Annotated in this window: 21 protein-coding genes, 2 tRNA genes and 1 pseudogene; 3 read left to right on the forward strand and 21 right to left on the reverse strand. The window is 55.9% G+C overall.

All coding sequences use genetic code 11. The annotated features are described in order from the left end of the window. Window position 1 precedes the first annotated feature (1 nt). The 12 genes from xseB to ACTQ4R_RS01895 all read right to left on the reverse strand — a co-directional run bounded on the left by xseB (window position 2) and on the right by ACTQ4R_RS01895 (window position 7,178). Window positions 2-238 (reverse strand): exodeoxyribonuclease VII small subunit, encoded by a 237-nt coding sequence (gene xseB, locus ACTQ4R_RS01840; RefSeq protein WP_441625277.1) that lies wholly within the window; start codon window positions 236-238, stop codon window positions 2-4. Beyond that, on the reverse strand, window positions 213-1,451 hold the full coding sequence (xseA, locus tag ACTQ4R_RS01845; protein WP_441625279.1) for an exodeoxyribonuclease VII large subunit: 1,239 nt from the start codon (window positions 1,449-1,451) through the stop codon (window positions 213-215). The genes xseB and xseA overlap by 26 nt, the downstream gene beginning before the upstream one ends. 89 nt (window positions 1,452-1,540) lie before the next feature. Further along, a complete protein-coding gene (gene nusB, locus ACTQ4R_RS01850) occupies window positions 1,541-1,990 on the reverse strand; it encodes a transcription antitermination factor NusB (RefSeq protein WP_441625281.1) in 450 nt (149 codons plus the stop codon). A gap of 47 nt (window positions 1,991-2,037) precedes the next feature. Continuing rightward, window positions 2,038-2,415, reverse strand: coding sequence for an Asp23/Gls24 family envelope stress response protein (locus ACTQ4R_RS01855; RefSeq protein ID WP_441625283.1), 378 nt, complete (start codon window positions 2,413-2,415; stop codon window positions 2,038-2,040). 121 nt (window positions 2,416-2,536) lie between these two features. Continuing rightward, window positions 2,537-3,118, reverse strand: a complete 582-nt coding sequence (locus ACTQ4R_RS01860; RefSeq protein ID WP_441625285.1) for a SpoIIIAH-like family protein — start codon at window positions 3,116-3,118, stop codon at window positions 2,537-2,539. A 23-nt stretch (window positions 3,119-3,141) separates the two neighbouring features. Beyond that, complete coding sequence (locus ACTQ4R_RS01865; RefSeq protein WP_441625286.1) at window positions 3,142-3,636, reverse strand: hypothetical protein; 495 nt, start codon at window positions 3,634-3,636, stop codon at window positions 3,142-3,144. Between the two features lie 4 nt (window positions 3,637-3,640). Beyond that, window positions 3,641-4,120: a stage III sporulation protein AF gene (locus ACTQ4R_RS01870; protein ID WP_441625288.1), complete on the reverse strand. Its 480-nt coding sequence runs from the start codon at window positions 4,118-4,120 to the stop codon at window positions 3,641-3,643. Beyond that, window positions 4,117-5,190 (reverse strand): stage III sporulation protein AE, encoded by a 1,074-nt coding sequence (locus tag ACTQ4R_RS01875; RefSeq protein WP_441625290.1) that lies wholly within the window; start codon window positions 5,188-5,190, stop codon window positions 4,117-4,119. The genes ACTQ4R_RS01870 and ACTQ4R_RS01875 overlap by 4 nt, the downstream gene beginning before the upstream one ends. Next, window positions 5,187-5,564 (reverse strand): SpoIIIAC/SpoIIIAD family protein, encoded by a 378-nt coding sequence (locus ACTQ4R_RS01880; RefSeq protein WP_441625292.1) that lies wholly within the window; start codon window positions 5,562-5,564, stop codon window positions 5,187-5,189. Before ACTQ4R_RS01880 ends, ACTQ4R_RS01875 begins: the two co-directional genes overlap by 4 nt. Window positions 5,565-5,582: 18 nt before the next feature. Then, window positions 5,583-5,777: a stage III sporulation protein AC gene (gene spoIIIAC / locus ACTQ4R_RS01885; RefSeq protein WP_441625294.1), complete on the reverse strand. Its 195-nt coding sequence runs from the start codon at window positions 5,775-5,777 to the stop codon at window positions 5,583-5,585. Between the two features lie 10 nt (window positions 5,778-5,787). Then, window positions 5,788-6,285, reverse strand: a complete 498-nt coding sequence (locus tag ACTQ4R_RS01890) for a stage III sporulation protein AB (protein ID WP_441625296.1) — start codon at window positions 6,283-6,285, stop codon at window positions 5,788-5,790. Continuing rightward, window positions 6,282-7,178: a stage III sporulation protein AA gene (locus ACTQ4R_RS01895; RefSeq protein ID WP_441625298.1), complete on the reverse strand. Its 897-nt coding sequence runs from the start codon at window positions 7,176-7,178 to the stop codon at window positions 6,282-6,284. Before ACTQ4R_RS01895 ends, ACTQ4R_RS01890 begins: the two co-directional genes overlap by 4 nt. A gap of 205 nt (window positions 7,179-7,383) precedes the next feature. Between ACTQ4R_RS01895 and ACTQ4R_RS01900 the strand changes: the two genes are divergently transcribed. After that, on the forward strand, window positions 7,384-7,695 hold the full coding sequence (locus tag ACTQ4R_RS01900) for a sensor histidine kinase (RefSeq protein ID WP_441625300.1): 312 nt from the start codon (window positions 7,384-7,386) through the stop codon (window positions 7,693-7,695). Here ACTQ4R_RS01900 and ACTQ4R_RS01905 read toward each other — a convergent pair. The 7 genes from ACTQ4R_RS01905 to ACTQ4R_RS01935 all read right to left on the reverse strand — a co-directional run bounded on the left by ACTQ4R_RS01905 (window position 7,653) and on the right by ACTQ4R_RS01935 (window position 11,721). Beyond that, window positions 7,653-7,895, reverse strand: a complete 243-nt coding sequence (locus ACTQ4R_RS01905) for a hypothetical protein (RefSeq protein ID WP_441625302.1) — start codon at window positions 7,893-7,895, stop codon at window positions 7,653-7,655. The two genes, ACTQ4R_RS01900 and ACTQ4R_RS01905, sit on opposite strands and share 43 nt — an antisense overlap. Window positions 7,896-8,097: 202 nt before the next feature. Further along, a tRNA-Ala gene (locus tag ACTQ4R_RS01910) sits at window positions 8,098-8,173 on the reverse strand. A 112-nt stretch (window positions 8,174-8,285) separates the two neighbouring features. After that, entirely contained in the window at window positions 8,286-9,470 is a 1,185-nt protein-coding gene (locus ACTQ4R_RS01915) for a M20 metallopeptidase family protein (RefSeq protein ID WP_441625303.1), read from the reverse strand. A 3-nt stretch (window positions 9,471-9,473) separates the two neighbouring features. Next, complete coding sequence (locus tag ACTQ4R_RS01920; RefSeq protein WP_441625305.1) at window positions 9,474-9,728, reverse strand: FAD-linked oxidase C-terminal domain-containing protein; 255 nt, start codon at window positions 9,726-9,728, stop codon at window positions 9,474-9,476. Beyond that, the gene (locus tag ACTQ4R_RS01925; RefSeq protein WP_441625307.1) at window positions 9,728-10,261 is read right to left on the reverse strand and encodes a peptidase C39; all 534 of its coding nucleotides are present in this window, start codon (window positions 10,259-10,261) and stop codon (window positions 9,728-9,730) included. The genes ACTQ4R_RS01920 and ACTQ4R_RS01925 overlap by 1 nt, the downstream gene beginning before the upstream one ends. 211 nt (window positions 10,262-10,472) lie before the next feature. After that, window positions 10,473-10,548 (reverse strand) — tRNA-Ala (locus ACTQ4R_RS01930). 87 nt (window positions 10,549-10,635) lie between these two features. Continuing rightward, complete coding sequence (locus ACTQ4R_RS01935; protein ID WP_441625309.1) at window positions 10,636-11,721, reverse strand: endonuclease/exonuclease/phosphatase family protein; 1,086 nt, start codon at window positions 11,719-11,721, stop codon at window positions 10,636-10,638. Window positions 11,722-11,879: 158 nt separating this feature from the next. Here ACTQ4R_RS01935 and ACTQ4R_RS01940 point away from each other — a divergent pair, with 158 nt between their 5' ends. Next, window positions 11,880-12,248 carry a metal-dependent transcriptional regulator gene (locus tag ACTQ4R_RS01940; protein ID WP_441625311.1) on the forward strand — a complete coding sequence of 123 codons (369 nt, stop codon included), beginning with the start codon at window positions 11,880-11,882 and terminating at the stop codon, window positions 12,246-12,248. A 53-nt stretch (window positions 12,249-12,301) separates the two neighbouring features. On the opposite strand, the gene ACTQ4R_RS01945 is transcribed toward ACTQ4R_RS01940, so the two are convergent. Continuing rightward, entirely contained in the window at window positions 12,302-13,186 is an 885-nt protein-coding gene (locus ACTQ4R_RS01945) for an aldose 1-epimerase family protein (RefSeq protein WP_441625313.1), read from the reverse strand. Between the two features lie 118 nt (window positions 13,187-13,304). On the opposite strand from ACTQ4R_RS01945, the gene ACTQ4R_RS01950 reads away from it, so the two are divergent. Beyond that, on the forward strand, window positions 13,305-13,505 hold the full coding sequence (locus tag ACTQ4R_RS01950) for a hypothetical protein (protein ID WP_441625315.1): 201 nt from the start codon (window positions 13,305-13,307) through the stop codon (window positions 13,503-13,505). Between the two features lie 275 nt (window positions 13,506-13,780). Here the strand turns inward: ACTQ4R_RS01950 and tnpA are convergent. After that, a pseudogene (gene tnpA, locus ACTQ4R_RS01955) lies at window positions 13,781-14,258 on the reverse strand (IS200/IS605 family transposase). Window positions 14,259-14,448 lie beyond the last annotated feature (190 nt).

A 14,448-nucleotide genomic window follows, 5' to 3' on the forward strand; every position in this document is an offset into this window, starting at 1 on the left:
CTTACTCCTCCTTTTCCCCAAAAGGCAGCTCTACCGGAGCGCCGTCAGCCCCCTTCATGAGCTTGACCACCTGCTGCTCCGCCCGGTCCAGTTCCACGGAGCAAGCGGCAATGAGCGCCGTTCCCTCCTCAAACAGGGCCAGGGAATCTGCCAGGGGAGCGTCTCCCTTTTCCAAAGCCGCCACGATCTCCTCCAGGCGGTGTATATTCTGCTCAAATGTGGCCTTTTGTTCCTGCATGCTTTGTTACCTCCTCCAAAGGCTTGTCCACGGTAGCGGTGAATCCGCCTTCTCCCAGCATAACGGACACCTGCTCTCCTACTGTCACGTCCCGCCAGCTTTTTAAAATCGTTCCGTCCCCGCTCTGGGCCATGGCGTAACCCCGCCCCAAGACCTTTAGGGGACTCATGGCGTCCAAAGACGCCGCCAGCGCGGAGAAGCCCTGCTTCTTCTTTGCCAAATGCCCGGCGGCCAGGTCGCCTAGCCGCTGCTGGACGTGAATCAGCTCCATCCGTTTGTCCTGGACATAGGCCAGCTGGTCTGTCATACAACGTTTCTTTGCCAAGGTTTCCAGCCTCTGCCGTAAAGTTTCCAGCCGCGCTGTTTCATTTTGCTCCATCCGCTCTCCGGCCCCACGAAGCCACCGCAGCAGCTCCCCCTGGTCCGGCACGGCAATCTCCGCCGCGTTGGAAGGCGTGGATGCCCGGGCGTCCGCCACGAAGTCGGAAATGGTCACATCCGGCTCGTGGCCCACGGCAGAAATGATGGGTGTTTCACATTGGTAGATTGCCCTGGCCACCCTCTCGTCGTTGAAGGCCCACAGATCCTCTATAGAGCCACCGCCCCGGCCGGTGATGATAACGTCGCCGATATGCCACTTGTCCGCGTAGCGGATGGCGCCGGCAATCTCCGGAGGCGCTTCAACCCCCTGGACCCGGACAGGCAGCAAGATGACTTTTGCGATGGGATACCGCCGCCGCAGAATACGGATCATGTCGTGGACCGCCGCTCCGGCGGAAGAGGTAACAATGGCGATCTTCTCCGGATACGGAGGCAGGGGCTTTTTGTGGTCAGAGTCAAACAGTCCCTCGGCGTAGAGCTTTGCCTTCAGCTGCTCAAATGCCACCGCCAGGTCACCCACGCCCTCCGGAATCATGGTATTGCAGTACAGTTGATAGGCGCCGTCCCGGGGAAATACCGTCACCCGGCCTGTCACTACGACCTTCATCCCATTTTCTGGCCGGAAGCGCAGCTTCATGGCGCTGCCCTTGAACATGACGCAGCGGATAGCGCCCTCCGGGTCCTTCAGTGTGAAATAATGATGTCCAGAGGGATACATTTTATAGTTTGACAGCTCACCCCGGACACAGACGTTTTGGAGCATGGGCTCATTGTCCAGCAGGCGCTTGACCAGGTTATTCACTTCCGTGACGGTAAAAATGTGGTTTTCCACAATAGGCCTCCTTCTTCATGGCAGCACTGGATAGCACTAAAAAAGGCAGAGCCGGACAGGGAAACTCCCCGGCCCCGCTCTGCCGCTTTTTATTCAGAGATCTCCTGCCGCACGAAGCTGCCCAGGATACCGTTGATGAATTTCACCGTCTCCGGTGTCTCATATTTCTTGGCAATCTCCACCGCCTCGTTGATGGACACACCATTGGGAATGTCCGGCATGTACAAAATTTCGTACATGGCCACCCGCATGATGGCGGAAGCCACCAGGGGGATGCGGGCAAAGTTCCAGCCCTTGGCGTATTTGGCAATGTAGCCATCCAACTCGGCGGCGTGTTCATCCACGCCCTTCACCAAGCGGCGGATATATTCCGCTTGCTTGGCATTGGGTGCCTCGGCGTAAATGGCATCCTCCCCCGCCAGCGTGGCAAATGTCTCCGCCGTCAAGCGGTCATCTAAAAGGGCATCCACGCTGCGGTCCGTGAAGCTCAGTTCATAAGACAGATGGATAGCAATTTCCCGTGCGGTATTCCGTACCATAATTCAAATCGTCCTTTTCTCTCTCGTTCAACACACGGCCGTCTGGCTCAAGGCAGTGTCACACCGCCCACGTGAATATTCACTGCACCCACAGGGCAGCCCGTCATGGCTTCCACCGCAGAGCTGACAGCCTTCTGGGCGTTTTCCGCCACCTCGGGGATGGGATGGCCGAACTCCACTGTCAAATACAGGTCCAGCGTCAGCGCAGCGCCGGCCATGTCAATTTTCACGCCCTTGGCACCCTTTTGGGCGTTTTTCTTGTTGTTCACCAAATCGGTGACACTGCCGCCCAGGTTGGTCATCATGCCGGAGACGCCCTCCACCTCGCGGACAGCGCCCACAGCAATGGCGGCGATGACCTCCTCGGAGATATTGATGCTGCCGTTTTCCTCCGGCAGGGTCATGTATTCCTTGCTTTCGCCCATGGTATCTTCTCCTTAAAATCATTCTATCCTTGGTAAACAGGAGATTTCTCTTTAAGGGATCTCCCTCCGCATTACATTCCTAGATAGCTATTTTACCATGGTATTAGGGAAATTACAACCTTTAATTTGCCGCCATGATACGGATGCCGGCGGCATCGTAGCCCGTTTCCTTCATGGCAATGTCCGTGATACGGGCTACGTCTTCCCCGGTGAGTTCTCCGCTGTCTGTGGACACCACCACGCTGACACCGTCCTCTCCCATAAAGGCCACACAGTCAGCATACCCCTTGGCAGTGACCAGACTCTCAATTTGAGCCTCCTTCATGGTATAGCCCGCCAGCACTTGGATGCCCCGGGAGGCCTCCGTGGCCGCCGCTTGATCGGCTCCCTCCTGCTCTGCCGCCTCCTGCAGCAGGGAAACAGCATTGTCCCGGGCCTGCTGGCGGGTCAGCCGGGCGGAGGCAAAGTAGTCTGAGCCCGTATATACCGTCTCCTCGCCCCCGGTCTCGCTGCCTTCCCCGCCGGAAACCAGTGTGGCCTCTCCCAGAATTTTTGTACCGTTTTCCGGAGCGGTCTCCCCCGCTTGGGCCTGTGCCGCCTTCTCCGCCTGCTCTCCGGTGTATTTCCAATTCAGTGCCGCCGCGGCACATACCAGCAGCGCCATAGTCACCACCACGGCATTTCGTTTCAGTCTTGTACTCATGGGTCCTTTCCTCCTCCAAATGATCACTGCCATTGGGCCACGGTGACGCGGTCTGCGGAAAGGCCGGTTAGGGCCGTCACCGCCTGTGTCACCGCCAGACGCACCTCCGCCCGGTCCCCGCCCTGACATACCACCAGAGCTCCCCGGTACACAGGATACGTCTGCCGGGTCACTAGAGGCACATCCTCCCCGCTGTCGGACGCCAGAACCGTTTCCCAGCGACGAGAATAGTCCTCTGGCTCCTGGGGCGAACCGCTGTACGACAGTTCTCCATCCTGCGCCAGCTGCCGCTCGCCGCTTTGCTCCAGGGTCAGCATCACACGTACCTGGCCCACACCGGCCATCTTTCCAAGAATATCCTCCATTTCCCGCTGCACGTCCGCCGCTTCCGTGACTATGTCCGCCTGCTGTCCGTCGCTCTTCCCGGTGGAGCTCTTCCCACTCGGCCATAACAGCAGCACGGCGCCGATCAGCATCACCAAAGCTGCGAATTTGTACTTGTCCCATAGCCGTTCCACTCCTTCAGTTTTCGCCTTCCCGTCCATGCCAGTCCTGCCTCTCCCGGGGGATGCCCAGCTCTGTTTCCATCCATTGTGCCAGTTCCTCCGTGTACCCGCCTTCTACTTCAACCCGCCAGGGCACAGGCACGCCGTCCGCGCCGGTCACGGTCTCCACCCGGACCTCGGCCGTCAGCCCCAACGAGGCGGCTTTGTCCGATATATATGCTTCCGTCTGTCCCGCTATGCCTGCGGCAAGAGCTGATTCCTCCTCCGCCTCCAGCTTCCGGCGCACCTCTTCCGTTTCCTTCTGCCAGTCTGGTACCTCCAGCCCGGCAAAGTCCAGTCCCGGCAAGGGAGCAAGCAATATTGCCAGCAGTACCAGCCCGCCGAGAAAAGAAGAAACCCGGCGGAGACTTCCTTGGGGCACCAGGCTCTGGATCACAGACAGCAGCAGGCTCACCGTCACAATCGAGGTAAGCCACTGGCGCACATGCTCCATCATGGCACGACCGCCCCCACAAAAGTCAAAATGGACACCAACAGCAGCATGGCGCAGGCGCCGGTCATGCCCAGCACCAGCCCAAAAGCTCCGCCCAAGCCGTCAATCAGCTTGTACAGTCCCGCAGGTCCCACCAGCGAAGCGAGATACGCTGTCAGCTTGTACAAAAGATACTGCACAGCTAACTGTAAAAAAGGATAAGCGCATGCAGCCAGCACCGCCAGCAATCCCCCGAGTCCCACCACGCCCCGCAGAACACCAGCTCCTGCCAGCACAGTTTCCGAAGCCTCTGCGATAATGCCGCCCACCACAGGCACCACGCCGGAAATAGCGGCCCGGGCTACTTTCACAGTCATAGCATCCGCCCCGCTGGAAATGACCCGTACCGCCGTCAAATACAGGGTGAACGCTGTTAGGGACGTAGCCAAAAGCCAAGTGGCTGCTTTCTTCAATCCCGCTGCCAGGGCACCCAACCGATTTTCCGGCAGGCAGGCAGACGCTGTCAGCACCCCCACATACAGGTATACCAGCGGCACCAGCAGTCCGTTCACCAGCCGGAGCAGCACATCTACAAAAAACATAGCCGCCACCTGCTGAGCCGACGCGGCGGATAGCGCCCCGGAAGCCGCGGTGGCCGCCGCCAAAGTTGGCAGCAGGACTGTGGAAAATGTACCTAGCTGTCGCATAGTCTCCACCCCCAGGCCCATCAAATCCTCCAGGCTCCCTGCGGTGGCCAGGGACACGCTGAGCGCTCCTACCATGGAGAGCGCCGCTGATGCCTTTTCCCCCGGCCAAGCCCCCTCCGCCGCACCACACAGCACCACTGCCAGCAGCACGCCGGCGGCGCCCCGTACCTGCCGGCGCACCACGTCTCCCGCTTTTCCCGCCAGTTTCTCCCAAATAACGCCCAGTCCCGCCGCTAGGGCGCCGTCCTTCTCCAACTCCACACTGTCTAATACAGACTCCGCCTCCTTCGGCAGAGCCTGTTCCATCTCCCGCGGAAACTCTGCCGCACGAACACGGACCGTCAACAGCAGCAAGGCCGCTGCCAGCAGGATCACCCATTTTCTCATGCCATCAGCTCCATCAGCAGTTCCAGCACCGTCCGCAGTAGCGGCAAGGCCGCCGCTAGGGCGCAAACAGAGCCTGCTGTTTCCACCACCGCAGCTAGGGCAGATTCTCCGGCATCGGCACAGAGACCGCCGCCAACCTTCACCACAAGTGCGATACCCGCTACCTTGTACAGCGGTATCAAAAGTCCCTCTGGCATGCCGCTGCGCCGCCCCAGTTCCTCCAAAAAGGCAACGGCCTCTTCCAGAGCCTGTCCCAAGGACAACAGCACCGCCACAGCGGCCCCCAGCACCAGCAGCAGCGCTGTTTCCGGGCTACCCCGTTTTACCACCAGGGCCAGAACCGCCGCCAGTACACACAGACATGTCGCCTGCATAGCCTGTTCCATAGTTACTTACAGATGGAACAGGGTGCGGATTAGCTCAAACAAATCACTGATCTGCCGCACCATCATCATGAGTACTACCACCAGACCCGCCAGCGTGGTCATCATAGCCTGCTCCTCCCGGCCGGAGCGCACCAGCAGTTGGTTCAGCACTGCCACCAAAATTCCGATGGCGGCGATTTTGAATATCAAATCCACATCCATAGCCAAGTCCTCATATCAGTAAAATCACCAGCAGCGCCGAGGCGGAAAACCAAAGTGCCGTAGTCCGCTTTTCCGCTTCCGGCTGCCGCTCGTCCCAGTCCGCCAACTGTTTTTCCAGTCGGGAAGCAGCAAGTGAAAGTGCTTTACAGACTTTCTCTTCATCGCCCCGCAGGTTTTGTCCCAGCTCTTCCAGTACGACCAAGGCCTGGGATGGCAGGTCCAGGATATCCACAGCCCGCTGCCATGCTTCCGGCAGCTCCCCACCACGGGCCAGTGTCTCCGCTCCCAAGCGGAAAAAAGTTCGCTCCGGTCCCCGGCGGCTGCGGGCCAGACAGTCCAGCAGCGACGGCATAGGGGTCCTTGCCATTCGGATCTCCTCCGCCATCTGTTCTAATCCTCCTGCCAAACCCGCCAGGGTGTCCCGCCGGCGACGGGCAGCAGACAGCTGGACCCACCTCGCCAGGGCGCCGCCCAACAGCACACACACCGCCCCCAGCAATTTTCTCATGGAAGCTCCTCCACTTCGTAAGTCCGCTCACCGCCTTGGCAGCGGATGCAAATCGCCAGGCGAAACACCCGGTCCTCCAGCAACTGCCTGTACAAGGGTTTTTCCAACAGCTCCCCCACGCTGCCGGCATGAATCGTCGCCAGCAGCCCAACACCGCAACCCACAGCCAGGCTCATAGCCTTAAGGTCCTCCCGCAGGGTAATCTCATCGGCCGCAATGATTTGTGGATTCATAGCCCGCAGCACCATGGGGATGGCCAGGGCCTTGGGACAGCCGTCCACAATGTCCGTCCGGGGGCCAACATCCATTTGCGGTTCCCCCCGCACCATGACCGCCACCTCTCCCCGCTCGTCAATAAGAGCCACTCGCTGTCCCTGTCGGGAAAGGCACCGTACCAGGTCCCGCAGCAGCGTAGTCTTGCCGCCTCCCGGAGCTGACAGCAGCAGCGTATTCCAAAACCGTCCCTCCCGCATGAGCTGGGGCACCAGGTCCCTGGCAATTCCCAGATACTGGCGACCGATGCGGATGGCAGCGGAGGAAAGATTTTTTAGATTTGTATTAGCACCGTCTTTCATGACCGCCGTACCACACAGTCCCACCCGGAAGCCGCCCCGCACCGGAAGAAAGCCTTCCCGCAGCGTCTCCGCCGCCGCATACCGGGAAAATTCCGTGGCCAGGTCGCACAGGGTTTCCAGCTCCTCCGGCTCCACCACGGCGTCAAGCTCCCGTTCTCCCTGCGGCAGCAGCACAGTCATGGGTCGCCCTGCCCGGAGCCGCAGCTCCTCCGCTGTTTTCTTTTCCTCCTCCGTCACAGCCAAAGCCGCTCTTCGTAGCCGGACGGGCAAAATGGTCACTGCCTCCTCATAGCGCAGGATATCCTTGTCCTTTTCCAAGGGCGCTGCCCCCCTTTCTTTAGTTGTTCCCACTCTATGACAGCCCGTCCGGCCTTATGACAGCAAAAAAGGCGACACACTTTTTAGCTGTATTGAGAGCGGCAATATTAACCTAGAGGAGCAGGAAGTCAACCTGTCCGATATTTTCCATGATATTAAGACCATCATCAGCGGGCAGATTCATGCCAAACAGCTGGAGCAGTACATGGACATCATAGATGTCACCGACGAGGATGTGTACTGTGACAAGACCCGTCTGAATCAAGTGCTGCTGAACCTGTTGTCCAATGCGATCAAGTTTACCTCTCCGGGCGGCACAGTGTCTGTCCGGGTGGCACAGCTGCCCAACGCGCCGGAGGGCAAGGGTCTGTACGTAATTCGAATTAAGGACACCGGTATCGGCATGAGCCAGGAATTTTCCCAGCGCATCTTTGAGCCCTTCAAGCGGGAGCGCACCTCTACCGTCAGCAAAATTCAAGGCACCGGTCTTGAAATGGCAATCTCTAGAACATTGTGAACATGATGGGCGACACCATCGAGGTACATACCTAACAGGGCAAATGTACCGAGTTCGTGATCCATCTGGCGCTGCGGCTCCAGTCCGAGCATCACAGTGTGTAAAAGATCAAGAAACTGGAGGGGCTGAAGGCCCTGGTGGTAGATGATGACTTCAATACCTGCAACAGCGTCACCAAAATGCTGGTCCAGGTAGGCCAATGCCTTTGATGAGGACCGCAGATCTGCCGCCGAATGCGGCATGAACAGATTCTCTCCAAGCCCATTCCTATTCAGATTGAGGAACCGATTCAGACACCGCAGCGTGTGTTCTACCAGGAATGAATGTGACAGAGGAACCTGTCTTTTCGCCTTTCGGTCCCCCGCAAACAAAAAAAGCAACCGCTAAAGCGGTTGCTTTTTTTGGTGGAGATAAGCGGGATCGAACCGCTGACCTCTTGACTGCCAGTCAAGCGCTCTCCCAGCTGAGCTATACCCCCAAAGGACGAATCTGCGGAGCTGTCTCGCGCAGAACAGTTGTTAGTATAGCAGGGAGAGCCGGAATTGTCAACACCTATTTTTCATTTTATTGTCTCTACAGGAAAGAATATTTCATTCCCTAGTGTCTTCCAATCTTGAAAGCGCATACCCAGCGTAGAGCCCCGCTCCCAGGGCCAGTGCTTCCTCGTCCACATCAAACTCACCATTGTGATTTGACAGCAGTGTATTCGGCAGGGATGGGTTGCCCGTCCCCAAATACGCATATGCCCCCGGGACATGCTGCAGAAATTCCGCGAAGTTGTCGCCGCTCATAGAGAGCTTTCTGTCTGTGACAACCCTACCGCTCCCCCACAGAGCTTCTATGACGCCGGCCGCCTCCAGGCATACCTGTGGGTCATTGACCAGCGGAGCGGCAAAGTCCGTCCACTGGAGTTCCGCTGCGCCGCCGTAAATATCCGCGATATTCCAGGCCGTCTTGGAGACCCATTGACGTATCTTGTCCCGGCTTTCCCGGGAAATCGTCCGGGTAGTTCCCTCCAACACAGCGGACTCCGCTAATGCGTTATAGGTAGTCCCACTAGTGAGCTTGCCCACTCCGATGATGACTGGTTCTACCGGAGAAATCAAGCGAGTAACCAAGGCCTGGAGCGCCACCACGATCTGGCTGGCTATATACAGCGCATCCACTCCCAGCTGCGGTGTGGCCACATGGGATGACTTTCCCCGGACAGCAATTCGGAAATGATCCGCAGCCGCATTGTTCAGCCCCGGTGTCAAGCTCACTGTACCGACGGTCAAGTCCGGCGCAGTATGGAGGCCAAATACACGCTCCGCGCCATCCAGAGCCCCAGCCTCCACAAACGGCTTCGCACCTTGGCCAATCTCCTCGGCGGGCTGGAAAATAAACCGCACCTCTCCGCCGAATTCCGTTCTGTATTCCGCCAGTAACTTTGCTGCTCCCAGTAGGCAGGCGGTATGAACATCGTGGCCGCAGGCATGCATGACCCCCGGCGTCTGGGAGCAATATTCCGTTTCATTGGTCTCCTGGATAGGTAGAGCGTCGATGTCAGCCCGTAAAACGACTACTCCCTCTCCGGTGCCGCTTCCCCGCAGAATCCCCAGTACGCCGGTCTCCCCCACTCGGGTATGAGAGATCCCAAATCGGTCCAATTCCTCCTCAATACGCTGGGCTGTACGAAACTCCCGCAGTCCCAGTTCGGGGTGCCGGTGAAAATCCCGACGCAGCGCGGTCAAGTATGCCTCTTCACGTTTCAGTCCGCTTTTCAAATCCGCCATTTCTCATCCTCTTCTCTTCGTCTCAATATAAGCTTTCTGATCGTTCAATATGTGTAGCGGGTCCAAAGCGTCCTTGAGCCTGTTCATGGTCGTCAAATTCTCTTGAGGGGTCTCCCGCAGGAAGTAGTGCCGTTTGGCGGTTCCGATGCCGTGCTCGCCGGAGGCCACGCCTCCCAGACGGTATGCTTCCGCATAGGCCTTTTCCATATTCTCCCGCAGTTCCCGTTTCCAGGTCTCTTCATCACGCTCGCCCCGCATTACGCATATATATCCCGTGTCGTCCGCTCCAAATAACGAACAGGTACAATCCGATTATACGCGGTCGGATGGTCGCCCACCATTTTAAGTTCCGGATCATCAAAGGCTACTGCCCGGTAATAGGGGTCGAACAGGTACACCTGCCCTTCTCGGATATCTGTCAGCAATACGTAATGCCAGCCCTCAAAATCCACCCGTACCACCGCTGTCCCGCCCCGGCACAGTGCATCCCACAGCCGTCCGTTTTGTGAAAAATCCACTTCCTGTCCGAAAAGGTGCTGGCTGGAAATGGGCAGATGGCCTGCCTGGCCAAAGCCATTGAGCCAATTGCTGAGGAACATCATAGCCATGCAGGACGTACCGCATTTACCACAGACGCCATCCGCTCCAAAACAGTCCAAGCAGTAAAGCATGATGCTACGGACGATCTCCGGTGGAATTTCTTCTCGACGAAATAGATAGCTCACGGCGTTGAGCATGGAAGTAGGACCGCAGTCATATTCTGTCATTTGGTAGCGCAGTGGATTGTTCATCACATCGTCCCTTCCGGCAAAGTCCATTTCCCTGTAACCCCGTATCTCCGCGGAAGACATTGGCCACACAGATTTGATTGATCCGCTCAATAAATTATACTAACATAGTATGATTATAGGTTATAGTAGCATGAAAGATTATCTCTGTCAACAGATTGCGATGGTTTTGGCAAAAAAGAAAAGCAACCGCATAAGCGGTTGCTTTTCTTTTTGGTGGAGATAAGCGGGATCGAACCGCTGACCTCTTGACTGCCAGTCAAGCGCTCTCCCAGCTGAGCTATACCCCCAAGGCGTTTTCCTCATCGGAACATTTGATAGTATAACAGTCAAAGCACTACTTGTCAACACCAAATTTCATTTTTCCCAAATATTTTTTAGTTCTCACCAGGCGTACACGCCAGGGAAAATGTCATCGCCACTGGATTATGATCCGACCAGGCAAAGGCCGTATCCACCACGTAGGTGCGCTCCACATGCACATTGTCTGAAACCAAAAAGCCGTCCACTGTTAGCACCAGGGATATCTCCGGATCATAAGGAGCATCTGCGTTCCGGCAGGACGGCACCGGATTAGCCGCATCGAAAGAGTCCGGCAGGCTGATTCCCTCTGGAAGCATATCCACAGGAAAAGGTGCGCTCCAGTTTTTCGTCCCCTCCGGCACTTGGAAGCGGGCCGCAGAATCACCCAGCAGGTCCTTATTGAAGTCACCGCCGCAGATCACATAGTTTCCCGCCGCATACTCTGCTGCCATGTCCGAAAGCAGCATGTCCAACTGGTCCCGGGCTATCTGTTCGTCGGAGATATACGCAGAAAGATGGGCATTATACAAGCAAAGGGTTTTTCCGTTTTCCACTGGGACCCGCGAAACGCTGTAACAGCGGTCCAAGTCCAGAATACAACTGACGTTTTCCGCCACTGGCAGGCTGCGGCGCAGAGCACTCTCTATTCGATAGGAAGACATCGTAACGATTCCCGATTTTGACGCGCCATGGGGCTCTTTCAACGGCCAGAACAAGTACGGAGAATCATAGTTTTGAGCATACACCCACGTTTTCTCCGACATCCGCTCCGCCGCCAGAGCCACTTCATCCACATGGTGGCTGCGAGTGGCATCCCGGTCCACCTCTTGAAAACACAGAAAGTCCGGCTCAAGAGCGGCCACCGTATCCATGGCGCCACCAATATTCTCCATAACCGCATCTGCAGAATACGCTCTGGACCCCGTCCCGCCATCCATAAAAAAGCTATAATCCGCACTGTATGCCCCAAAACCCAGATTATATGTGACGACCGTATAGAGCCTCTCCGTTTCGGCTTCCGTCTCGATGGCAGTTTCCACCGTCAGAGGAATCCGGTCCTCCAGTCGGTCATAGGCGATGAACACATAAGTACAGTACCCCATTAGGAGCGCCAACAGCCCCACGGCCATGTAAATTGCAATTTTCTTTGTTTTGTTCACAGATGCTTCTCCTTCATGTTTCCATGCAAATTTTAGCTTGAAACCGTCTGGCGCGCAAGCCCTCTTCTCCTGGAATCGGGTCAAAATCTTACTTGCAATCTCATCTTAACCTTGCTACCATGGAATTCATATATAATGCATCAAGCGAGGTGAACAGCATGGTGATCCATGAATCCGCGGAGGACTATCTGGAGTCCATTTTGGTCCTGCGGGAACGCCGCGGTGTGGTCCGTTCCATTGACATTGTCAACGAACTGGGATTTTCCAAACCCAGCGTCAGCATCGCCATGAAAAAGCTGCGGGAAAACGGCTATATCTCCATGGACCCTGACGGAAGCATTACCTTGAATGAAAGCGGTCTGGCCATTGCCAGCCGGGTCTACGACCGTCACAAGACCATCACCGCTTTTTTTACGCTGCTAGGCGTCTCCCCCGGGGTCGCCGCCGAGGATGCCTGCAAGGTAGAACATGACCTCAGCGATGAGACCTATCTTCAGATACAAAAATTTGTATCCACTCACAGTTGAAAGCATCTTTACACAAAAGGAAAGCGCTTGGCAGCGCTTTCCTTTTTGCGTGTTCACGCCAGGACCGAAACCGTGTAGCTCAGTGTTCGGCTCTCCCCCGCCGCCAAAATCACACAATAGGGTTTATCCGTAAAGTCTCCGCTCTCGTTGTCATAAGCGGCGCAGCCCTGCCAAGGCTCAATGCAAAGATACGGTGCCCGAACGTTGGGTTTTGTCCAGAAGGCCAGCATGGGGAACTGGGAAAAGTCCACTTGAACTCCCCGGCCACTGTCCTTATGGACCAGTTTCACCGTCCGGGACTTCAGTCCCTCAAAAATCAGCGTATCCACCCGGTCATATACTCTGTGGTCCAGCGGAATCATATCCGTTCCCCGCAGCGCCGGTTCCCGCCAGTCATGATACAAGCAGCCACTGGCTCCCGGCAGAATGGAATCCACATTCTCCGGCTGCTCAAACACCAAGCGGTAATCTTCAAACGCCTCCCCTGCCCGTAAGGGACAGCGAAACGCCGTATGGGCGCCAATGCAGAAAGGCATGGGTTCCTTGCCGGTATTGATGACGGTGAAGCTGGTGGCAAAGCCATCCTCCAGCAGACGGTGACAGACACGCAGAGCAAACGGGAATGGATACTGCCGCAGCGTGTCCGCACTTTCCCGCAATTCAAATTCCACAAAGTCCTCTCCTTGAGCAATTACGGAAAATTCACTTTTGCGCGCAAAGCCGTGGCGGTTCATCTCATATTTTCTGCCGTTGATAGCAACTTTGCCATCCTTTAATCCTCCCACAATGGGAAACAATACTGGATTCTGTCCAGACCAATAGGCCGGGTCCCCTTGCCAGATGTATTCCAACCCCTGCTGGTCTCGCAGAGATACCAGCTCACCGCCCTTGGTATCCGCTTCGGCCACCCAACCGCCGTAAAGCAGCTTAATCCGCATAGATGCTCCTCCCTTTCTCAGCTTTTAATGATTATACCACACAGACACTCCCGCCGTAAAGCAGTCCGCAGTACATAAACAGCGCTTTGTGCGGACATCCTATCCGGGAGGTGATTTTATGGCGAAAAAAGGAATGGCCCGGCCAGACTGGACCCACACGCAGCCCCGTAATGACGTCCCGCCTGTTCCAGAGCTACAGGGAAAAGCCAAAAGCGGAAAGGCCCACGCAAAGCCCATCATCAAGCCCTCTTCTGGTCCCAACCTAAAGGTTTATCACAAACTGAAAGGTGACGGCTCCGTTGGAGACACGGAGCCTTAACTACGCCCGCCTCAAAAGAGGCGGACGTTTTTCGTGGAACGATTCAGCCAACTTTAAGCAGGTGGAAAGTCTTTCATGTCTCTGTGACAAAACGTCTATCTCGTTCTCGTTAGAGTTCCGCCATGAAGAATCGTGCAGTGTTTGAAAGCCCCGCGCTTTTTATCAATTTGAGCAGGTTTTCCCCTGCTAAATCAAAACCACCGGTTGAACCGGTGGTTTGAACAGGCCCTATAAGGGCCTATCTCTTGTGGCAGCCCCCTACTCGGGGGCTGCCATTATTTGCCCTGTTTCACCGGCTCACCCGTAAACGAGTCTACAAATTCTTTCAGGCTGATCTGGTCATTTGCGATATCTTCCTGTAATTGATTCCGGATGTACTCTTTGATTGCCCCTTCGTACTTTCCTACTGTATCGACGTAATAGCCTCTGCACCAGAAATGCCTGTTCCCATATTTATATTTCAAATTCGCGTGCCGATCAAATATCATCAGACTGCTTTTACTCTTGAGGTATCCCATATACTGAGCTACACTCAGGTGCGGCGGGATTGCCACAAGCATGTGGATATGATCCGGACAGCATTCCGCCCCCAGTATCTCCACCCCTTTTCGCTCACTTAATTCTCTCAATATTTTTCCCCACATCGGCTTTTATCTTTCCATATACAATTTGCCGACGGTATTTCGGTGCAAATACGATGTGATACTTGCACCTCCATTTACTATGTGATAAGCTTTTTAAGTCATCTTGCATGACAAACCTCCTGTGTTTTCTTTTGTGGTTGCCAGACCAGCATTAGAGTATCACAGGAGGTTTCTCTCGCATATACTAAAGTATTTTTTCCACCCCCAGTTCAACTGGGGGTTTTATTGCCGCTAAAGCGCCAATAAAAAACGTCCCTTCCGCTGCGCGGAAGGGATGTTTTTTTGAAATTTCTTTTAAA

Origin of the sequence: Dysosmobacter sp. Sow4_B12 (assembly GCF_052116665.1) — a bacterium.
Classification (GTDB): Bacteria; Bacillota; Clostridia; order Oscillospirales; family Oscillospiraceae; genus Oscillibacter.